The organism is Sphingorhabdus sp., from assembly GCF_029865925.1.
Classification (GTDB): Bacteria; Pseudomonadota; Alphaproteobacteria; order Sphingomonadales; family Sphingomonadaceae; genus Sphingorhabdus_B.
Map to the genome: position 1 here is coordinate 23,362 of NZ_JARXAI010000050.1, position 16,889 is coordinate 40,250.

At 54.6% G+C, this 16,889-nt stretch carries 13 protein-coding genes and 1 tRNA gene; 9 read left to right on the forward strand and 5 right to left on the reverse strand.

Going from position 1 to position 16,889, the window contains the following annotated elements; all coding sequences use genetic code 11:
- Nucleotides 1-125 precede the first annotated feature (125 nt).
- Nucleotides 126-2,468 (forward strand): transketolase, encoded by a 2,343-nt coding sequence (locus QE270_RS04785; RefSeq protein WP_300035984.1) that lies wholly within the window; start codon nucleotides 126-128, stop codon nucleotides 2,466-2,468.
- A 174-nt stretch (nucleotides 2,469-2,642) separates the two neighbouring features.
- Here QE270_RS04785 and QE270_RS04790 read toward each other — a convergent pair.
- A tRNA-Thr gene (locus tag QE270_RS04790) sits at nucleotides 2,643-2,717 on the reverse strand.
- 114 nt (nucleotides 2,718-2,831) lie between these two features.
- Here QE270_RS04790 and QE270_RS04795 point away from each other — a divergent pair.
- From QE270_RS04795 to QE270_RS04810, 4 genes are all read left to right on the forward strand, one after another.
- On the forward strand, nucleotides 2,832-2,990 hold the full coding sequence (locus QE270_RS04795; protein ID WP_300035987.1) for a hypothetical protein: 159 nt from the start codon (nucleotides 2,832-2,834) through the stop codon (nucleotides 2,988-2,990).
- Nucleotides 2,991-3,259: 269 nt separating this feature from the next.
- Entirely contained in the window at nucleotides 3,260-4,297 is a 1,038-nt protein-coding gene (locus tag QE270_RS04800; protein ID WP_300035990.1) for a quinone-dependent dihydroorotate dehydrogenase, read from the forward strand.
- A 44-nt stretch (nucleotides 4,298-4,341) separates the two neighbouring features.
- Nucleotides 4,342-6,087, forward strand: coding sequence for a gamma-glutamyltransferase (ggt, locus tag QE270_RS04805; protein WP_300035993.1), 1,746 nt, complete (start codon nucleotides 4,342-4,344; stop codon nucleotides 6,085-6,087).
- Between the two features lie 145 nt (nucleotides 6,088-6,232).
- Nucleotides 6,233-7,993, forward strand: coding sequence for an AMP-dependent synthetase/ligase (locus QE270_RS04810; protein ID WP_300036018.1), 1,761 nt, complete (start codon nucleotides 6,233-6,235; stop codon nucleotides 7,991-7,993).
- Here QE270_RS04810 and QE270_RS04815 read toward each other — a convergent pair.
- Nucleotides 7,990-8,763 (reverse strand): TlyA family RNA methyltransferase, encoded by a 774-nt coding sequence (locus QE270_RS04815; protein WP_300035996.1) that lies wholly within the window; start codon nucleotides 8,761-8,763, stop codon nucleotides 7,990-7,992. The genes QE270_RS04810 and QE270_RS04815 overlap by 4 nt on opposite strands.
- A 49-nt stretch (nucleotides 8,764-8,812) precedes the next feature.
- Here QE270_RS04815 and QE270_RS04820 point away from each other — a divergent pair, with 49 nt between their 5' ends.
- The gene (locus tag QE270_RS04820) at nucleotides 8,813-9,340 is read left to right on the forward strand and encodes a hypothetical protein (protein WP_300035999.1); all 528 of its coding nucleotides are present in this window, start codon (nucleotides 8,813-8,815) and stop codon (nucleotides 9,338-9,340) included.
- Between the two features lie 466 nt (nucleotides 9,341-9,806).
- Nucleotides 9,807-11,681: a signal peptide peptidase SppA gene (sppA, locus tag QE270_RS04825; RefSeq protein WP_300036001.1), complete on the forward strand. Its 1,875-nt coding sequence runs from the start codon at nucleotides 9,807-9,809 to the stop codon at nucleotides 11,679-11,681.
- A gap of 20 nt (nucleotides 11,682-11,701) precedes the next feature.
- Here sppA and QE270_RS04830 read toward each other — a convergent pair whose 3' ends face one another.
- Genes QE270_RS04830 through QE270_RS04840 form a run of 3 tightly spaced genes read right to left on the reverse strand, consistent with a single transcriptional unit; the run spans nucleotide 11,702 to nucleotide 14,507 of the window.
- Nucleotides 11,702-12,016: a hypothetical protein gene (locus QE270_RS04830; RefSeq protein ID WP_300036004.1), complete on the reverse strand. Its 315-nt coding sequence runs from the start codon at nucleotides 12,014-12,016 to the stop codon at nucleotides 11,702-11,704.
- Nucleotides 12,013-12,549 carry an inorganic diphosphatase gene (gene ppa / locus QE270_RS04835; protein WP_300036007.1) on the reverse strand — a complete coding sequence of 179 codons (537 nt, stop codon included), beginning with the start codon at nucleotides 12,547-12,549 and terminating at the stop codon, nucleotides 12,013-12,015. The genes QE270_RS04830 and ppa overlap by 4 nt, the downstream gene beginning before the upstream one ends.
- A 20-nt stretch (nucleotides 12,550-12,569) precedes the next feature.
- Nucleotides 12,570-14,507 carry a peptidase M61 gene (locus tag QE270_RS04840; protein ID WP_300036010.1) on the reverse strand — a complete coding sequence of 646 codons (1,938 nt, stop codon included), beginning with the start codon at nucleotides 14,505-14,507 and terminating at the stop codon, nucleotides 12,570-12,572.
- 79 nt (nucleotides 14,508-14,586) lie between these two features.
- Between QE270_RS04840 and hisS the strand changes: the two genes are divergently transcribed.
- Complete coding sequence (hisS, locus tag QE270_RS04845) at nucleotides 14,587-15,810, forward strand: histidine--tRNA ligase (RefSeq protein ID WP_300036021.1); 1,224 nt, start codon at nucleotides 14,587-14,589, stop codon at nucleotides 15,808-15,810.
- Complete coding sequence (gene prfA / locus QE270_RS04850; RefSeq protein WP_300036013.1) at nucleotides 15,807-16,883, forward strand: peptide chain release factor 1; 1,077 nt, start codon at nucleotides 15,807-15,809, stop codon at nucleotides 16,881-16,883. Before hisS ends, prfA begins: the two co-directional genes overlap by 4 nt.
- The last annotated feature ends 6 nt before the right edge of the window (nucleotides 16,884-16,889 follow it).

Here is a 16,889-nt window from a genome sequence, read left to right on the forward strand (position 1 = left end):
ATGTTTATATATATCTATAAAATTAGGCATAATCTATCAAAATAATGACATATATCCCTATAATACGCAAGGACATGCTCAAGTGCGTTGGCTAGACTGCAGCCTTCACTGAAGCGAAAAAAACAATGACCAATATTGTGGCAGACACGCGCGAAGAAAAAATAGCTGCAATCGAAACGCTTGACGCGAGGCTACGTTGGCTTTCGTCGTGGATTGTGCACAACGCCAACCATATCCGACCCAAGCGTGATGGGCTGAAGGTCGGCGGGCATCAAGCCAGTTGCGCTTCGATGACTGCGATTATGGCCGCATTATATTTTCACGCACTTCGCCCGCAGGACAAGGTTTCAGTCAAGCCGCATGCCGGGCCCGTGCTTCAGGCCATCCATTATCTACTTGGCAACCAGTCGCTTGCGCAATTGCAGCAGTTTCGTGCGCTCGGCGGCGCGCAAAGCTATCCGTCGCGCACCAAGGACAAAATTCCGGTCGATTTTTCGACAGGCTCGGTTGGGTTGGGCGTCGCAATCACTGCCTTTTCCAGCTTAGTTCAGGACTATTTGATTGCGCACGGTTCGATAGACGAAACCAATGCAGGGCGCATGATATCGTTGATGGGCGATGCCGAACTTGACGAAGGCAATATCTACGAATGTCTGATCGAAGGGTATAAGCATGACATTCGGAACTGCTGGTGGGTGGTCGATTACAATCGCCAATCGCTTGACAGCACGACTGCTGATCGCATGTTTAGGCGTTTTGACGATATATTTGAAACCACGGGATGGCGGGTAATCACGTTAAAGCACGGCAAGCTGCAACGCGCCGCTTTCGCCCGGCCTGGCGGAAAATCGCTTGAAGACTGGATTGAAAATTGTCCCAATGCCGAGTTCGCGGTGCTCACCTATCAAGGCGGTGCGGCGTGGCGCGCGCGATTGTATGCAGACATTGGGGGCAAGCCGCATGTAAAAAAACTGCTCGATAGTTTTGATGACGACGGTCTGGCCGCGTTGATGACCAACCTTGGTGGCCATTGCATCGAGTCATTGATGGATGCCTTTGACAGCGCTGACGATGAACGACCGACCTTATTTATTGCATATACGGTCAAAGGCTATGGATTGCCGCTCGCTGGACATAAGGACAATCATTCGGGGATGATGAATCCGGCCCAGATTGGTAAGCTTCGCACCACGATGGGTATCGAAACAGGGGAAGAATGGGAACCATTTGCTGGCCTCGGCGGTAATATGGCGGCGAAGCTCAAAAATTTCATTGGGAGCGGCGTGCTTGCCGCCAAACCGGCTGAACCGGTCGCGGACTATATACCGGTGCCTGCCCGTTTGGCGGTACCGTCGGGTGACGTGCAATCTACGCAGGCGGCATTCGGTCACGTACTTCTTGATCTTGCCAAATCTTCCGAAGCACTGGCCGACCGGATTGTAACCACTGCACCCGACGTGACGCAAACAACCAATCTGGGTGGTTTCGTGAACCAGCGCGGGCTATTTCGAAGGTCCGACGTGGCCGATTTATTTCGCGAGGCCAAAATTCCGTCGGCGCAAAAATGGGCCGCACATGCCGCGGGCCAACATATTGAACTTGGCATCGCAGAAAATAACTTCTTCCTTTTGCTGACATCGCTTGGCCTTGCCGCACCGCATTTTGGTACGCGCCTTATTCCGGTGGGTACGGTTTATGATCCGTTCATCGCGCGCGGACTGGATGCGCTGAATTATGGTTGCTATTCGGATGCGCGTTTTCTGCTGGTCGGAACGCCGTCGGGTTTGACTTTGGGCCCAGAGGGGGGCGTCCACCAGTCGATTAACACACCACTCATCGGTATGGGGCAGCCGGGCCTGGCCTATTTCGAACCCGCTTATGCCGATGAAGTTGCCCTGTTTATGCGTTGGGCGTTTGAACATCTGCAAATGCCCGACGGGAGCTCTGTGTATCTGCGATTGAGCACACGCCAGGTGCCGCAAGTGGAGCGGGCCAACACCGATTGGGAGGCGGATGCCCTTAAGGGTGGATATTGGTTGCGTAGACCGGCAACAGGCGCTGAGGCGGCTATTGCATTTACCGGTGCCATCGCACCTGAGGTGCTGGCGGCGTACGATCAATTGCTGGATGATATTCCGGGTTTAGGCGTCCTGAACGTTACATCACCAGATGTGCTGCATCGTGAATGGTCCGCAAGCAAAGCCGCGCGCTGGACCGACAAAAACCCGCAAACCTGTCATGCAGAGGATCTCCTGTCCGTGCTGGCACCTGACGCGGGCATAGTAACCGTGATTGACGGTTCGCCCGGCGCACTGTCTTGGCTCGGCAGCGTCCAAGGCATGCGGGTAAGTCCGCTTGGCACCGACCGTTTTGGCCAGACCGGTGATTTACCCGACCTTTACGCTAAGTATAGGCTCGATTCTGTTGCGATTATTGATGCAATGGCCGAGTTGTTTCTGAAAAGATAAGCAAGGCTGCGAAAAATATCGTAGATATGCCGCTAATTCTGCATAAGCTCGCGCCGCCCCGCAATCCGAAAGCGCTGCAGACCATATCTCAAAGCATGGCCCACGATAGTCCCACGCAGCAGGCTGAGTTGGGGCCTTCCTGAAGGAGACGGTTTCACGGTAAGGGCGAAACTCTGGTGCTGCTGGGGAGGATTGAACTCCCGACCTCGTCATTACCAATGACGCGCTCTACCACTGAGCTACAGCAGCAATACCGAAGGTGCGGCGCTATGCGAAGGCTGGCGCTTAATGTCAAGCGGCTTGCACCGGTGCTGCTGATTTGGCATCGCCCATGTTGTATACAGGGCCTTAAGGAGAGCAGCATTGGCAAAAGATGCAGAGGATAAAGAGCGGATCAAGGCTGAGCGGTTACGCGCGGCGCTACGCGCCAATCTGCGCAGGCGAAAAGCCAGCCCGCTTAATGCCGCGTTCGATAAGACCGAGGATGCGGCTTTGGTGGAAGAGGTCGTTTCCGAATCTTGAGCCAGTTGTTTTAGGCAACATCACATGCATTAGGCATAAAAAAAGACCCGCCGTAAAGCGGGTCTTTAAAGGAAAAGAACCTTTGTCTTTCGACAGAAAAGTCCTCGGGTCGCATGATCCGGTTATGATATCTTATAAAGATTTGATTATATGGACTCATCAATACATTTCAGTTTAATTGACAATTCCGGCCAAAATATCCTCAGATGGTCTTGTGCGTCGGTGCACAGGGCGTTGCACGTCGGGCGATAGTCGTGAATAAGTCTTGAATGCTTTACCAATTTTTACACCCGCTGTTGTTTAAGGCCGACGCCGAAACCGCACATAATTTGTCGATCACTGCGCTGAAATTTGCGCCTATTCCAACACTCGGTTCGAAAAGTGATGTGCTGGCTCAGAATTTTGCAGGTTTGCGCTTTGCAAATCCTGTGGGCCTTGCGCCCGGCTATGATAAAAATGCTCAAGTTCCGGTGGAAATATTGCGCCTTGGCTTTGGCTTTACCGAAGTAGGGACGCTCACGCCGCTGCCGCAAGAAGGCAACCCAAAGCCACGCTTGTTCCGTTTGGTTGAGGATAAAGCGGTCATCAACCGAATGGGTTTTAACAATGCAGGGCAGGATGCGGCGATTGCCCGTCTGCGCAACATACCGGACGATGCTTTAATCGGACCACTTGGTATAAACATTGGGGCAAACAAGGATAGCGCCGACCGCATCGCCGATTATGTCATTGGCGTGCGCAATATGGAACCGCTGGCGGATTATTTGACCGTAAATATTAGCTCGCCCAACACCCCGGGGCTTCGGGCGCTGCAAGATAAAGCTGCGCTGGATGATTTGCTGGCGCAAGTGATGGCGGCGCGGGCCCAGGGTACGCCTGTGTTCTTAAAAGTCGCCCCTGACCTTCAGCCAGCCGATATCGACGATATTGTTACCGTCGCCATGTCGCGCGGTATTGCCGCCCTAATCATATCCAATACGACCATCGCACGTCCGGCGCTTGCGTCCCGCTACGCAGGAGAAGCAGGCGGCCTTTCAGGCGCGCCGTTGCGCGACATGGCGCAGCAACGTCTGGTGGACTTCCGCAAGGCAAGTGGTGGGCAAATCGGCCTCATTGGCGTTGGCGGCATCGCCTCAGCGCAAGACGCATATGCCCGCATCAGGGCCGGGGCTTCATTAGTGCAAATTTACAGCGCGCTTGTATATCAAGGTCCAGGTCTCGCCCGCAGGATCAATAAACAGCTGCAGAAGCTTTTGCAGGCCGACGGTTTTGTCAATATTTCGGACGCAGTCGGCGTCGATGGATAAATCCGCGCTTGGCTTTGCATAGGTTAGGAGGCTAGGTTGATCCTATGAAAAAAACATTGTTCGCGATCACGGCGTTGGCCGTATTTTTTGCCCAGCCTGTTGCCGCTGAAAATATAGGCGTAACGTCGTCGGCTGACCCGCGCGTCACGGATGCGGGGATGGAGATGCTGCGCCAGGGTGGCTCCGCTGCGGACGCTGCTATGGCTATGATGCTAACGCTGACGGTGGTTGAACCGCAATCCAGCGGCATTGGTGGCGGCGGCTTCCTGCTGTATCAGGATAATGCCAAGGGCATATTGTCAACGATCAATGGCCGCGAGACTGCGCCAGCCGCAGCAACTTCGGACAGGTTCGTTGGGCCGAATGGCAAGCCGCTTGGTTTTCTTGAGGCGTTTCAGGGTGGCCGGTCTGTTGGCGTACCTGGCAATGTACAGCTGATGGCGCAAGCGCACCAAAAATGGGGCAAACTGCCTTGGGCAACGATATTCAAACCCGCCATTCGGCTCTCGCAGAAGGGTTTCATTGTTAACAAGACGCTTGAATCGCGCTTGGCGGCTATTCAGGGGCTTTGGCCTAATTTTGATGAAGCGCGCACGACATATTGGCGGGATGGAAAGCCTTTAAAAGCAGGGATGACGTTTAAAAATCCCAAACTTGCGGCAACCTTGGCGCTGCTGGCCAAAAAAGGGTCGGATGCGTTTTACACCGGGCCGATCGCTAGCCAGATTGTATATGCCGTCACCACGAGCAAACTTAGCCCCGGCGACATGACGATGACTGATCTTGCGCAATATCGCGCCAAGGAACAGCAAGCGGTGTGCGCACCCTATCGTGTATATGTAGTTTGCGGCATGGCGCCGCCGTCATCCGGTGCCACGACTGTGCTTCAGATCTTGGGCACTCTGCAACGCTTTGACCTGAGCGCGATCGGCAAGGACAGTCCGCAAAGCTGGTATTTGATTGGCCAAGCGATGCAGCTTGCTTATGCTGACCGGGAAAAATATCTGGGTGATGATGCGTTTGTAAACGTGCCGGTCGCAGGGCTTCTGAACCCTGAATATATCAAAGAGCGCTCTGCATTGATTGACCCCGAAAAGGCACGTGCCGATTATCCTGCGGGTAACCCGCCCGGCGCCGCCCCACGCACGGCCGCTATTTCAAGCGAAGTTGCTGGCACGACGCACTTCACGGCGGTCGACAAAAATGGAAACATTGCCAACATGACCTCCACGATTGAAGGTCCCTTTGGCAGCCAATTGATGGCCGGCGGCTTTTTCCTGAACAATGAACTGACCGACTTCACCTTTGCGCCCGAAAAGGACGGGGCGCCGGTGGCTAACCGCGTAGTAGGGGGCAAACGGCCTTTGTCGTCAATGGCGCCCACGGTCGTGTTTGATCGCGACGGCCGTGCCGTGCTTGCCTTAGGTTCAGCCGGTGGCAAACGCATTATCATGCATGTCACCAAGACGCTGATTGGTGTAATTGAGTTTGGCCTTCCCCTCCAACAGGCGATTGATTTGCCGAACATGTATTTTGGCGGCGGTGGCCTTGAGGTTGAACAGAATAGCATGTTGTCCGCCATGGCCGACGGACTTGGTAAATTTGGACAAAAGGTTCGTCCGGTCGATCTGGGTTCAAAGGTCAATGGTGCGCAGCGTATTGGTAATAGCTGGACAGGTGCTGCCGACCCGCGCAGTGAAGGTACGTCGGCGACTATAGACGCCAATGGCAAGGTAAAAGTGACCGTGCCAAGGTCAATTGACGAAGCGCCTACGGAGGATGTCGGTTGATAGCGACGGCACGTTGCGTCGAACCCATTTGCGCGCTAGCATAATGAGATATAGGTCGGACAGTGGGCCGTATGGAGTTCCTTAGGAGAGAATAGTGGCTGCCGAGCAATTCGACGATTTTGACAGCTTCCCCAACCTTGTAACGATGTTTTTTGCACGTGCGCGACATCGTGGTGACGCCCCGTTTTTATGGGCAAAGCATGATGGTGCGTGGCAATCCATCAGCTGGTCGGACGTCGCCCGACAAGTTGCCGCTTTTGCAAAATCGCTGCGTCAGCTGGGTCTGGAAAAGGGCGACCGCGTCATGCTGGTTTCCGAAAACCGGCCCGAATGGTGCATCGCGGATTTGGGCATAATGGCGGCAGGATGCGTGACCGTGCCGACATATGTGACCAACACCGAGCGCGACCATCAGCATATCTTGGACAACAGCGAAGCGCGCGCGGTTGTCGTGTCTACGGCAAAGCTGGCCAAGACATTGATGCCGGCGGCCTTACGGTCGTCGCAAGCCGAGTTCATCATCACCATGGAGCCGCAGCCAGCGATGCAACATGGGCAGTTGTCGTTGCACCACTGGTCCAGCATGGTGAACGGCACCGATGCAGATGTGCGTGCCAGTGAAGCCGCCATGGCTTCGGTAACGCGCGATGATTTGGCGTGTATTATCTACACCAGCGGTACTGGCGGTGCCCCGCGTGGCGTTATGCAGCAGCATGGCGCGATCTTGCACAATGCCGATGGCGCCGCTGCGGTTTTGCGCGAGGATTTTGGGCTCGACGAAGAGGAGGTTTTCTTGTCCTTCCTGCCCTTGTCACATGCCTATGAACATAGCGGTGGGCAGTTTCTCCCCATCGGGGTCGGCGCGCAGATTTATTATGCCGAAGGGTTGGAAAAGCTGGCCTTGAACATAGAAGAGACGCGACCAACGGTCATGGTTGTCGTTCCCCGGCTATTTGAGGTGTTGCGCCAGCGAATGATCAAGGCAGTCGAGAAGCAGGGCAAGTTTCCAAGCTATCTGCTCGACAAGGCGCTCACTATTGGCGAGCGTGATTATTCCGGCCGCAAACGTCTAAGCGATGCGCCGATGCGTTTGCTTTTATCGCGCACAATCAAGCCAAAGATTCAAGGTCGCTTTGGTGGCCGAATGAAGGCGATGGTTTCCGGTGGCGCGCCGCTGAATCCCGACATTGGCGTGTTTTTCCAGTCCTTGGGCATTACCTTGCTGCAAGGCTATGGTCAGACTGAGTCCGGCCCGGTTATCAGCTGCAACCGGCCCAAAGCTGGTATCAAGATGGACACTGTTGGTCCGCCGCTGAAAAACACTGAGGTCAAAATTGCCGAGGATGGTGAAATTTTGGTGCGCGGTCCTTTGGTGATGAAGGGATATTGGCGCAACAAGGCCGAAACTGACCGCGTCATAAAAGACGGATGGCTGCACACTGGCGATATCGGCCATATCGATCATCGCGGCCGAATTGCCATTACGGACCGCAAAAAAGACCTGATCATAAATGACAAGGGCGACAACATAGCACCGCAAAAGATCGAGGGTATGCTGACGCTTCAGCCTGAGATTTTGCAAGCGATGGTGTCAGGTGACAAGCGCCCGTATATTGTCGGGCTGATCGTCCCTGACCCCGAATGGGCGGTGGAATGGGCGCATGGGCAGGACATTAAATTTGATTTTACCGAGCTGCAAGCCAATCCGCAGTTCCGCGCCGCTGTGCGCTCTGCAGTTGACCGCGTAAACGCAGACGTCTCCGTGACTGAAAAGGTACGCCAGTTCGAATTTACCGATGAACCGTTTTCAATCGAGAATGGCGAAATGACGCCGAGCATGAAAATCCGGCGTCATATCATTCGCGAGCGTTACACGGCGCGCGTCAATGCCATGTACAAGGATTAAGCAAGGTGCTGTAGTTTGACGATGGGTTCTAAGTTATTCTGCGCCCATGCCAAAAATTCAACATTGCCTTGCGGCCCGGTGATGGGGCTGGTGGTGAGTTCGTGCACTGTCCAATTTTTTTCGACCAACCACATTTTAATCTCGTTGCAAACGCGTGCGTGGACGTCTGGGTCCCTGACCACACCGCCTTTGCCAACTTCTTCGCGGCCCGCCTCAAACTGGGGCTTGATGAGCGCAATCAACTGCGCCCCAGTCTTTGCAAAAGTGAGCGGCCGATCGAGCACTTTGGCAAGCCCGATGAAGCTTGCATCGCATACGATGAGGTCGACGGGTTCTGGTATATGCGCTTCGGTTAAAATACGTGCGCTCGTCTGTTCATGGACGATTACCCGGGGGTCTTGGCGTAGCTTCCACGCCAACTGGTTTGTGCCGCTATCGACAGCATAGACGCGCGCCGCGCCATGTGTAAGCAGCACATCGGTAAAGCCACCGGTTGATGAACCGACGTCGATTGCAACATTGCCGGTCACATCGATCGCGAAGACCTCAAGCGCATGTGCGAGCTTGATACCGCCGCGGGAGACCCATGGGTGGTCGCTGCCTCGAACGCTGATGTCCGCATCCTCGGCGATTTGCTGTCCTGGCTTTTGCGCTTTTGCTTCACCAATATAGACATGGCCAGCCATCACCAGCGCCTGCGCGCGGGTCTTGCTTTCGGCAAGGCCGCGATCAACGATCATCTGATCCAGTCGTGTTTTTTTGGTCGCCATGTCGCAACACGCTAGCGGACCGAAGGGGATTTGGCCATAAGACAACATCATGCAAACCCGTCACCTGACCCTTTTCGCCATGTTGGCGCTCGCCGCGTGCGTTTCGCCACCCCCTCCACCTGCGCCAAAGACAGTATCCGCGCCTCCGGGCGCTGCTGCAATGGCCCCAGCGCCTGCATTGACGGGTGATTGGAATGACTGGCCTTTCACGCCCGGGGATTGGACCTATAGCCGCGACAGCCGGGGTTCAGTTGGACAGTTCGGAGTTCTGGGTCGAACGGCAATGCTTAGCTTGCGTTGCGATATGCAGACGCGGCGCGTCACTTTGTCGCGAGAGGCATCGGCGCCGGCACAGCATATGGTCATACGGACGTCGTCAATGACAAAGCAGTTGCCCGCCCAGCTAACTGGCGGAATGCACGCTTATGTTGCGGCAGAAATTATGACGAACGATCCGATTTTGGATGCCATGGCTTTTAGCCGCGGGCGGATATTGGTCGAAGCAGATGGGCAGCAGCCCGTTATCCTGCCATCATGGGCCGAAATTGCGCGCATTATTGAAGATTGTCGAGGATGATTTGAAGCGGCATATATTGCCGCGCAGAACCCCAATTCTTAAACGAAAAAAAATATAATTCAAGACTTGTTTAACACTGCGGATTGATTCAATTTCAGTCCTGCGGAGGGCAGATATATGTTTGAAGCACGCAAATTCCATTCAACGAAAGGAGGTGATCCGATGTCTCATGGTTCAGTTAAGAGGTCGGATAATTCCGTTCGGGAGATCGGCCGCTGAGCACATCAGCGATGCCGCTCACGGCATGAAAGCAACTTCCGGCAGCGGGCGTCCGACCGCTGACCCATGTTTAAGGGCCGCTGATTCAATACAGCGGCCCTTTTCTAGATTTATTGTTCCGATATCATGCGGTGCATACGGCGAACCGATCGTCATTCTTGCCATGCAAAGCTTTTTGTCGAACAATGGTGGCATATTGTGATGGAATGCCTACATCAGTCACTCGGGCTTTTAGGATATTGATAACATGCAGTTCGTACGTGTTAGCTGGAAAATTTTGGTTGGTTTAAAAGACCTCCTTGTTCTTTTGTTCATGCTTTTGTTTTTCGCCGCTATTTTTGCGTTGCTGAATGCAAGTCCAAACCCCGCGATGGTTCGCGACGGCGCCTTGCTGCTCAAGCTGGAAGGCGTCGTGTCCGAGCAACCTGCGGAAATTGACACGCTCACGACCCTGACATCATCGGCTGCGTCCGTTGGTGAAATGCGTCAGCGCGACATTGTCCGTGCGTTGAAACTTGCTGAGACAGATGACCGCGTAAAGGCTGTCGTCGTGGACATGGACCGCTTTATGGGGGGCGGGCAAGCCAGCCTTGCCGCCATTGGTAGCAGCCTCGATGGGGTAAAAAAGGCGGGCAAGCCAGTGTACGCGTTTGCCACGGCCTATACCGATGACAGTTATCAGCTTGCGGCGCATGCGACGCAGATATGGATGGACCCACTTGGTGGCGCCATGTTGACTGGACCAGGCGGTTCGCAACCCTATTTTAAAGGCTTGCTTGACCGATTGGGCGTGAAGGCCAACATCTATCGTGTTGGGACGTATAAGAGCGCGGTTGAACCCTTTATGCGCTCCGATCAGTCAGAGGCATCAAAGGCCGCGATCAAGGGTGTCTATGACGAAATCTGGGGCCAGTGGAAAGCCGCTGTCGCCAAGGCTCGTCCGCAGGCGCGATTGGAACAGATGCTGACGGATCCGGCTGCGGCGGTTGAAGGTGCGCAGGGTAATCTTGCCCAATTGGCCTTGTCCAGTAAGCTGGTGGACACATTGGGCGACCGTGTCGCCTTTGGCAAATTTGTGGCGAGTAAGGTCGGCGCTGACGACAAGAAGACGACTGGCGGCTTTGCAAATACGCCGATGGATGCGTTTCTTGCGCATTATGGTCCGGCGTCTGCGGGTAAGCAGATTGGCGTAATTACAATCGCTGGAACCATAGTGGATGGCGAAGGCGGCCCAGGTTCTGCGGCTGGCGATACAGTTAGCGGATTGATTTACGATGCCTTGGATAACAAGGATTTGAAGGCACTCGTCGTGCGTGTGGATTCGCCTGGCGGATCTGTTATGGCATCGGAGAAAATACGGCTCGCCATTGAAGCTGCGAAAGCGAAGAAAATTCCCGTAATAGTCTCAATGGCCAATTTGGCCGCAAGCGGCGGATATTGGATTTCCCTTCCCGCAGATGTAATTTTCGCTGACCCATCGACCATCACCGGTTCAATTGGTATATTTGCTGTCATCCCGAGTGCCGAGGTAGGCCTCGCCAAAATTGGTGTGAATGCCGATGGCGTCAAAACGACCCCATTATCCGGTGAGCCTGACGTTCTGAATGGCTTTAGCCCAGAGTTTGACCGCGTAGCGCAAAGCGCAATTGAAAATGGCTATCGCCAGTTTCTGAACCGCGTGGCCGCTGCACGAAAGAAAACACCGGCGCAGGTTGATGCCATTGCACAAGGCCGCGTTTGGGCCGGCGGCACGGCGCGTCGGCTTGGCCTTGTAGACCGCACCGGCGGTATGAACGATGCGTTCGCGGAAGCTGCAAAGCGGGCAGGTTTGAAATCTGACGGCTGGCATGCGGAATATATCGAGCCACCCGTCAGTTTCACCGAAACCTTGCTTCAGGGATTGATGCCAAAGCGGGCACAGGCGACTGCGCCGATGGACATTTTTGCCCATGCCGCATGGCAGCAAAACCTGTTTGCACAACGCGTAGCGCGTGATCTGAACATGCTTACGGGGGTAAAGGGCGTGCAAGCTGCCTGCTTGGAATGCGGGGACTTCGCTTCGCCAGCGCCGTCGCCAACGGACAAAAGCTGGCTGGCGATTTTGATTAAGGCGATTAGCTAATATATCTGCGCGGTAAAGGTTTAAGGCTTTATCGCGCAGATCAAGCCCGAAGATGTCGCAACACCCAGAATTGCGGGGTCTTGCAGAGACCGCGTCCGCCGAAGAAATTCCTCAAGGGTTACTTTGCGCATGTCCTGTCCATGCAGTTTTTTCAAACCGTTGAGCCTGTTCAACTGAGCCAGCGAAAGCCGGTCGACCATGCGGTCCGCCATGCATGCTGCGATAGGTTTGGATAGGCCTGCATCTGTCAACGCAATGCGGATACGAGTTTCTGGCGTGGCACAAGCCGAAAGCGCTAGCAGCAACGTTAAGCTGCCCAGCGCTATCGGTTTCATGTGTCATGTTCCTTTGCGCGCTCAACGCATTCAAGAATAATGCGTTTTGCGTCCTTTTCGTCTCCCCAACCATTCAACTTGGCCCATTTCCCGGGCTCCAGATCCTTATAATGGGTGAAGAAATGCTCAATCTGCTGAAGGACGATTGGCGGCATGTCTTTATAGGTGGCAACTTCTGAATAATATGGAAAAGTCTCGTTCACCGGAACACAAAGCAGTTTTTCATCGCCGCCCTTGTCATCTTCCATCATTAGTACGCCAATCGGGCGGCATTTTACGACCGCACCGGCAATGATGGGCGAACGTGCGACAACAAGCGCATCAAGTGGATCACCATCTTCGCCCAATGTATGCGGTACAAAGCCGTAGTTGGCGGGGTAGCGCATTGGCGTGTGCAAGAAACGGTCAACAAACAACGCACCTGAGGCCTTGTCGAATTCATATTTCACTGGCTCGCCGCCAATGGGCACTTCGATCAGGACATTGAGGCTTTCGGGCACGTTGTCGCCCGCGGGGATTAAATCAATACGCATGGGAGAATGCTTTCACTTTGTTATCTCTTGGGACGCCGCGGGCTGAGGAGACGGTCAATTGCGGTCTCGCCTTGGCCTATTGCTTCGAGGTGCGGATAGCGCAAGCCACCTGAATAGGCGATGTCTATTTGCGTATAACGTTTGTTGCGCTCGATGAGTAATCGGACAGGTGTCTTATTGTCTTTTGCGGCCTTGATTGCGCTGGTCAGGCCGTCCTTGGAATAGGCATAGCCATCCACAGCAATGATCTTGGCACCGCTGACGATATTCGCTTTAAATGCAGGGCTGTTCCACATCACAGAGGTGACGGTCGCGTCCTTGTTCAAAGTGATCCCAAGCGAGTGGGTTAGGTTGAAAACATTGCTTTCCTTCATCGATTCCTTGTCGAAGATATTGGGTTCTTCTTTCCAGACAAGCTTGTACCCGCCCTTTTCCAGTCCGGTGAGCGGCGCTGGCTGGCCGGGTTGGCGCAATTTGGTGTCGAGGAACTTTGCCCAATCATATGGCTGCACAGCATTCAATGTGCGGACAACTTCGTCAAAATCATAGGTCAGCACGCCCCAATCGGCGTCGCGCACGCCAAAAAAAGCCTTGGCAAAATCATCCAGAGACTTTTTGCCCTTGGACAATTGGCGAATGGTCATGTCGGCGTCGAGCCAGATAAGCGAGCTTTCGTTATAATAATCCTCGCCACGGGCTTGGCTAGCAAATGGTTTTGGTTTTCGTGCGCCAAAGATCGGATCATGCGTGGTGTCTTCAACCGATCGCCACGTCCGGCCCGGCTGCTCAGCGTAAAATCCGGCATATTTGGCCCACTCACCAAGAACCATTTCCTTGGACTGCAACCCTGAGCGCGCGCCGAGGACCAAGTCCCAAAAACTCGTCTGCCCTTCATACACCCAAAGCAAATTGTCACGCATCGGCGTGGAATAATCGGGTGTCCACATCGTCGCAGGACGGCGGAACTTTCCATTCCAACTATGCGTGAATTCATGCGGCAAAAGGCCGCGTTCCGACATATTGTCATCCCACTCCGTGAAATAATCGGTCTCGCGCGTATTTTCCGAACTGCGATGATGCTCAAGGCCGACGCCGCCAAGCTCTTCGGTCAGACCAAGCAGAAATTCATATCGGTCAAAACGCTTTGATCCAAACAGCAATAAAGATTCGTCAACCAAGGCACGGTGCGCGGCAATCTGCTCTGGCTTCGCTTCCAGATATTTCGCGTTATCCGCCCAGACGTTAAGCGTGACGTTATTCCCCAGATCCCATTTCTTGTAATGCGGGCCAGCAAACATAGGGCTGTCCACCAATGTTTCAAAATCTGTGACGCTATACTCAATTTGGTTACCCGTAATCTTGGCGCCATCAAGCGCAGCAACCCCAGTCCAGCCCTCGGGCAGCGTGATCGACGGCTTCACCTGAATGGCACGGGTGAAATGCCCGGCGGGGTACACCGCGACCTGTTCCCACTGCACATTCATCATATTTGGCGTGACGTTAATGCGCCCTTCGCTTTCGCGCACCGGCGCGGTGAATTGGAATTCCACATCGACCGATGCCGTCCCTGCGGGCACATCTACATGAAAGGCGTAAACCTGCACGGGATCCCGGGTCCAACGTAAAGCATTACCACCAGCGCGGATCATTAGGCCGGTCATTTCGGCCAATGCTCCCCGCGGCCCATGCTTACCTGGCAGCCATTGTGGATAAAGCAAAATGAGCGGTTTGCCCTGTTCAACTGGAATTGTCTGGCGCACGTGGAAAATGGCGCGATCAATATCGGTCGCATCCACTTGTAAGGTCATAGTCGTCGTTAGGGGGCGGTCCTGCGGCTCGGGAATCGCAGATACAATCGGCACCGGTTGCGGCGCACTGTTTTCCGCATATGCTGCGGAAATGAGGCTAGCGGAAAGGGCGAAAGCGGCAAGTGCGCGCGATAAAGTGCGTGGATTCATGTCCCCAACTTTGGCGAATGCGCTGCGCTGCGTCCAGCCCTATTCCACTAACAACAATTAGCCGCTAGGGCGCTTTATGATGGCAAAGATACAGACACCCCAAGCCGTGCGCGGCACGCAGGATATGTTCGGTGAAACCGAGGAACGCTTCGCGCATGTTGTTGCTACCTTTGAACGCGTGCGACGGCTTTATGGATTTAAGGGCCTTCAGTTGCCGGTTATTGAGCCGACGGCTGTGTTTTCACGCAGCCTTGGTGAGGCTACCGATGTCGTGTCGAAGGAAATGTACAGTTTCGAAGACCGCGGCGGCGATTCCATCACGCTGCGGCCCGAATTTACCGCTGGTATTGCGCGCGCCTATCTGACCAATGGTTGGCAACAATTTGCACCGATGAAATTGTCAGTGCATGGACCATTGTTCCGCTATGAACGCCCACAAAAGGGCCGTTATCGGCAGTTTCACCAGATCGATGCCGAAATAATCGGCGCTGCAGAGCCCGCCGCTGACGTAGAATTGCTCGTTATGGCAGATCAGTTGCTCAAGGAATTGGCCATCAACGATGGCGTGACATTGCAGCTCAATACGCTTGGTGATACGCCAAGCCGCGATGCATGGCGTGCTGCCTTGGTTGGTTATTTCAATGACCATAAAAATGCATTGTCTGAAGACAGCCTCGCGCGGCTAGAGAAAAACCCACTGCGTATATTAGACAGCAAAGACCCCACGGACCGCCCCGTTGCTGACGCGGCGCCGGTGATCGACGACTATCTTTCGGGTGAAGCGCAGGATTTCTTCGGAGCAGTCACCGCTGGTCTCGATGCCGCTGGCGTTGCGTGGACGCGAAATGCTGCTTTGGTGCGCGGCCTCGATTATTACCGCCACACCGCGTTTGAATTTGTGACCGACCGGCTGGGTGCGCAAGGCACCGTGCTTGGTGGCGGGCGCTATGATGGCTTAATCGAGAATCTCGGAGGACCAGCAACGCCTGCAGTTGGCTGGGCTGCGGGGATCGAGCGGTTGGCGATGTTGATTGAACAATTGCCCGTTCAGCAGCTTGAGGCCATGATCGTTTTGGAAAATGACGAAGGACTTGGTCAGGCCTTTGCTCTTCTGCGGCAGCTCCGCCAAGCAGGGATTTCCGCAGACATGATCGCAACGGGGTCACCCAAAAAACGATATGACAAAGCCGTTAAGCAAAATCCTGCGGCAATTTTGCGCGTGAACGAGCATGGTTATTACGGCTTTTCGGGTGAAGATACCAACAGCCCACTTATGAATTTTCTTAAGTCGCTTGCCGCTTGAAAATCTCCCCGCACCGTATTGCGCAAATTGAATCGCGCTTTTCCGAGCTTGAGGCGCGGATGGCTTCGGGGCAGCTTGAAGGCGATGGCTTTGTCGCTGCGTCCAAGGAGTATTCCGAACTTGAGCCTGTGGCCAAAGCGGCGGCAGAGGTCCGGCGGTTGCGCACAGAAATCGAAACGCTTGAGCATATGGCTCAGGATTCCTCCGACCCTGATTTGCACGAGATGGCGGTCGAGGAATTGGAAGATGTTACCCGGCAGCTTTCAGAGGCAGAAATGTCGCTCGCTATTTCGCTGCTGCCGCGCGATTCTGCGGATGACCGGCCAGCGATGTTGGAAATCCGTGCGGGCACGGGCGGTGATGAAGCGGCGTTGTTTGCGGGCGATCTGTACCGCATGTATGAACGCTATGCGGCCGGCCAAGGTTGGAAGATTGAACCGATTTCGGTCAGCTCCTCCGATGTTGGCGGGTTTAAGGAAGTCGTGGTTGCCATCAAGGGTATAGGCGTGTTTGCAAAGCTAAAATATGAAAGCGGCGTTCATCGCGTGCAGCGCGTGCCCGTGACCGAAAGCGGCGGGCGCATTCACACCAGCGCGGCCACTGTGGCGGTACTGCCCGAGCCAACTGAAGTTGATATCCAAATTGAAGCACGAGATCTTAAAATCGACGTTTACCGTGCGTCGGGTGCGGGCGGACAGCACGTCAACACTACGGACTCAGCCGTGCGCATTACCCACCTGCCGACCGGAATAGTCGTCACCTGTCAGGACGGGCGCAGCCAGCACAAGAACAAGGAGCAGGCAATGCAAGTGCTGCGCGCCCGAATGTACGAAAAAGAGCGTGAGGAGGCCCAAGGGGCCGAAGCAGAGGCCCGTAAGGCTATGGTTGGCTCAGGTGACCGTTCCGAACGTATCCGCACCTATAACTTCCCCCAAGGCCGTGTAACGGACCACCGGATTAACCTGACGCTGCATAAGCTGCCCGAGATTTTAGAGGGCAGCGGACTAAGCGAACTGGTCGCCGCATTGATTGCCGAGGATCAGGCCGAACGTATGGCGGGGTTAGGGGATTAAATTTCC

What these genes read in the sequence shown, in the direction of transcription:
- QE270_RS04785 (WP_300035984.1), top strand. Translation starts at nt 126, where the DNA reads ATGACCAATATTGTGGCAGACACGCGCGAAGAAAAAATAGCTGCAATC.
- QE270_RS04800 (WP_300035990.1), top strand. Translation starts at nt 3,260, where the DNA reads ATGCTTTACCAATTTTTACACCCGCTGTTGTTTAAGGCCGACGCCGAA.
- ggt (WP_300035993.1), top strand. Translation starts at nt 4,342, where the DNA reads ATGAAAAAAACATTGTTCGCGATCACGGCGTTGGCCGTATTTTTTGCC.
- QE270_RS04810 (WP_300036018.1), top strand. Translation starts at nt 6,233, where the DNA reads ATGTTTTTTGCACGTGCGCGACATCGTGGTGACGCCCCGTTTTTATGG.
- QE270_RS04815 (WP_300035996.1), bottom strand. Translation starts at nt 8,763, where the DNA reads ATGGCGACCAAAAAAACACGACTGGATCAGATGATCGTTGATCGCGGC.
- QE270_RS04820 (WP_300035999.1), top strand. Translation starts at nt 8,813, where the DNA reads ATGCAAACCCGTCACCTGACCCTTTTCGCCATGTTGGCGCTCGCCGCG.
- sppA (WP_300036001.1), top strand. Translation starts at nt 9,807, where the DNA reads ATGCAGTTCGTACGTGTTAGCTGGAAAATTTTGGTTGGTTTAAAAGAC.
- QE270_RS04830 (WP_300036004.1), bottom strand. Translation starts at nt 12,016, where the DNA reads ATGAAACCGATAGCGCTGGGCAGCTTAACGTTGCTGCTAGCGCTTTCG.
- ppa (WP_300036007.1), bottom strand. Translation starts at nt 12,549, where the DNA reads ATGCGTATTGATTTAATCCCCGCGGGCGACAACGTGCCCGAAAGCCTC.
- QE270_RS04840 (WP_300036010.1), bottom strand. Translation starts at nt 14,507, where the DNA reads ATGAATCCACGCACTTTATCGCGCGCACTTGCCGCTTTCGCCCTTTCC.
- hisS (WP_300036021.1), top strand. Translation starts at nt 14,587, where the DNA reads ATGGCAAAGATACAGACACCCCAAGCCGTGCGCGGCACGCAGGATATG.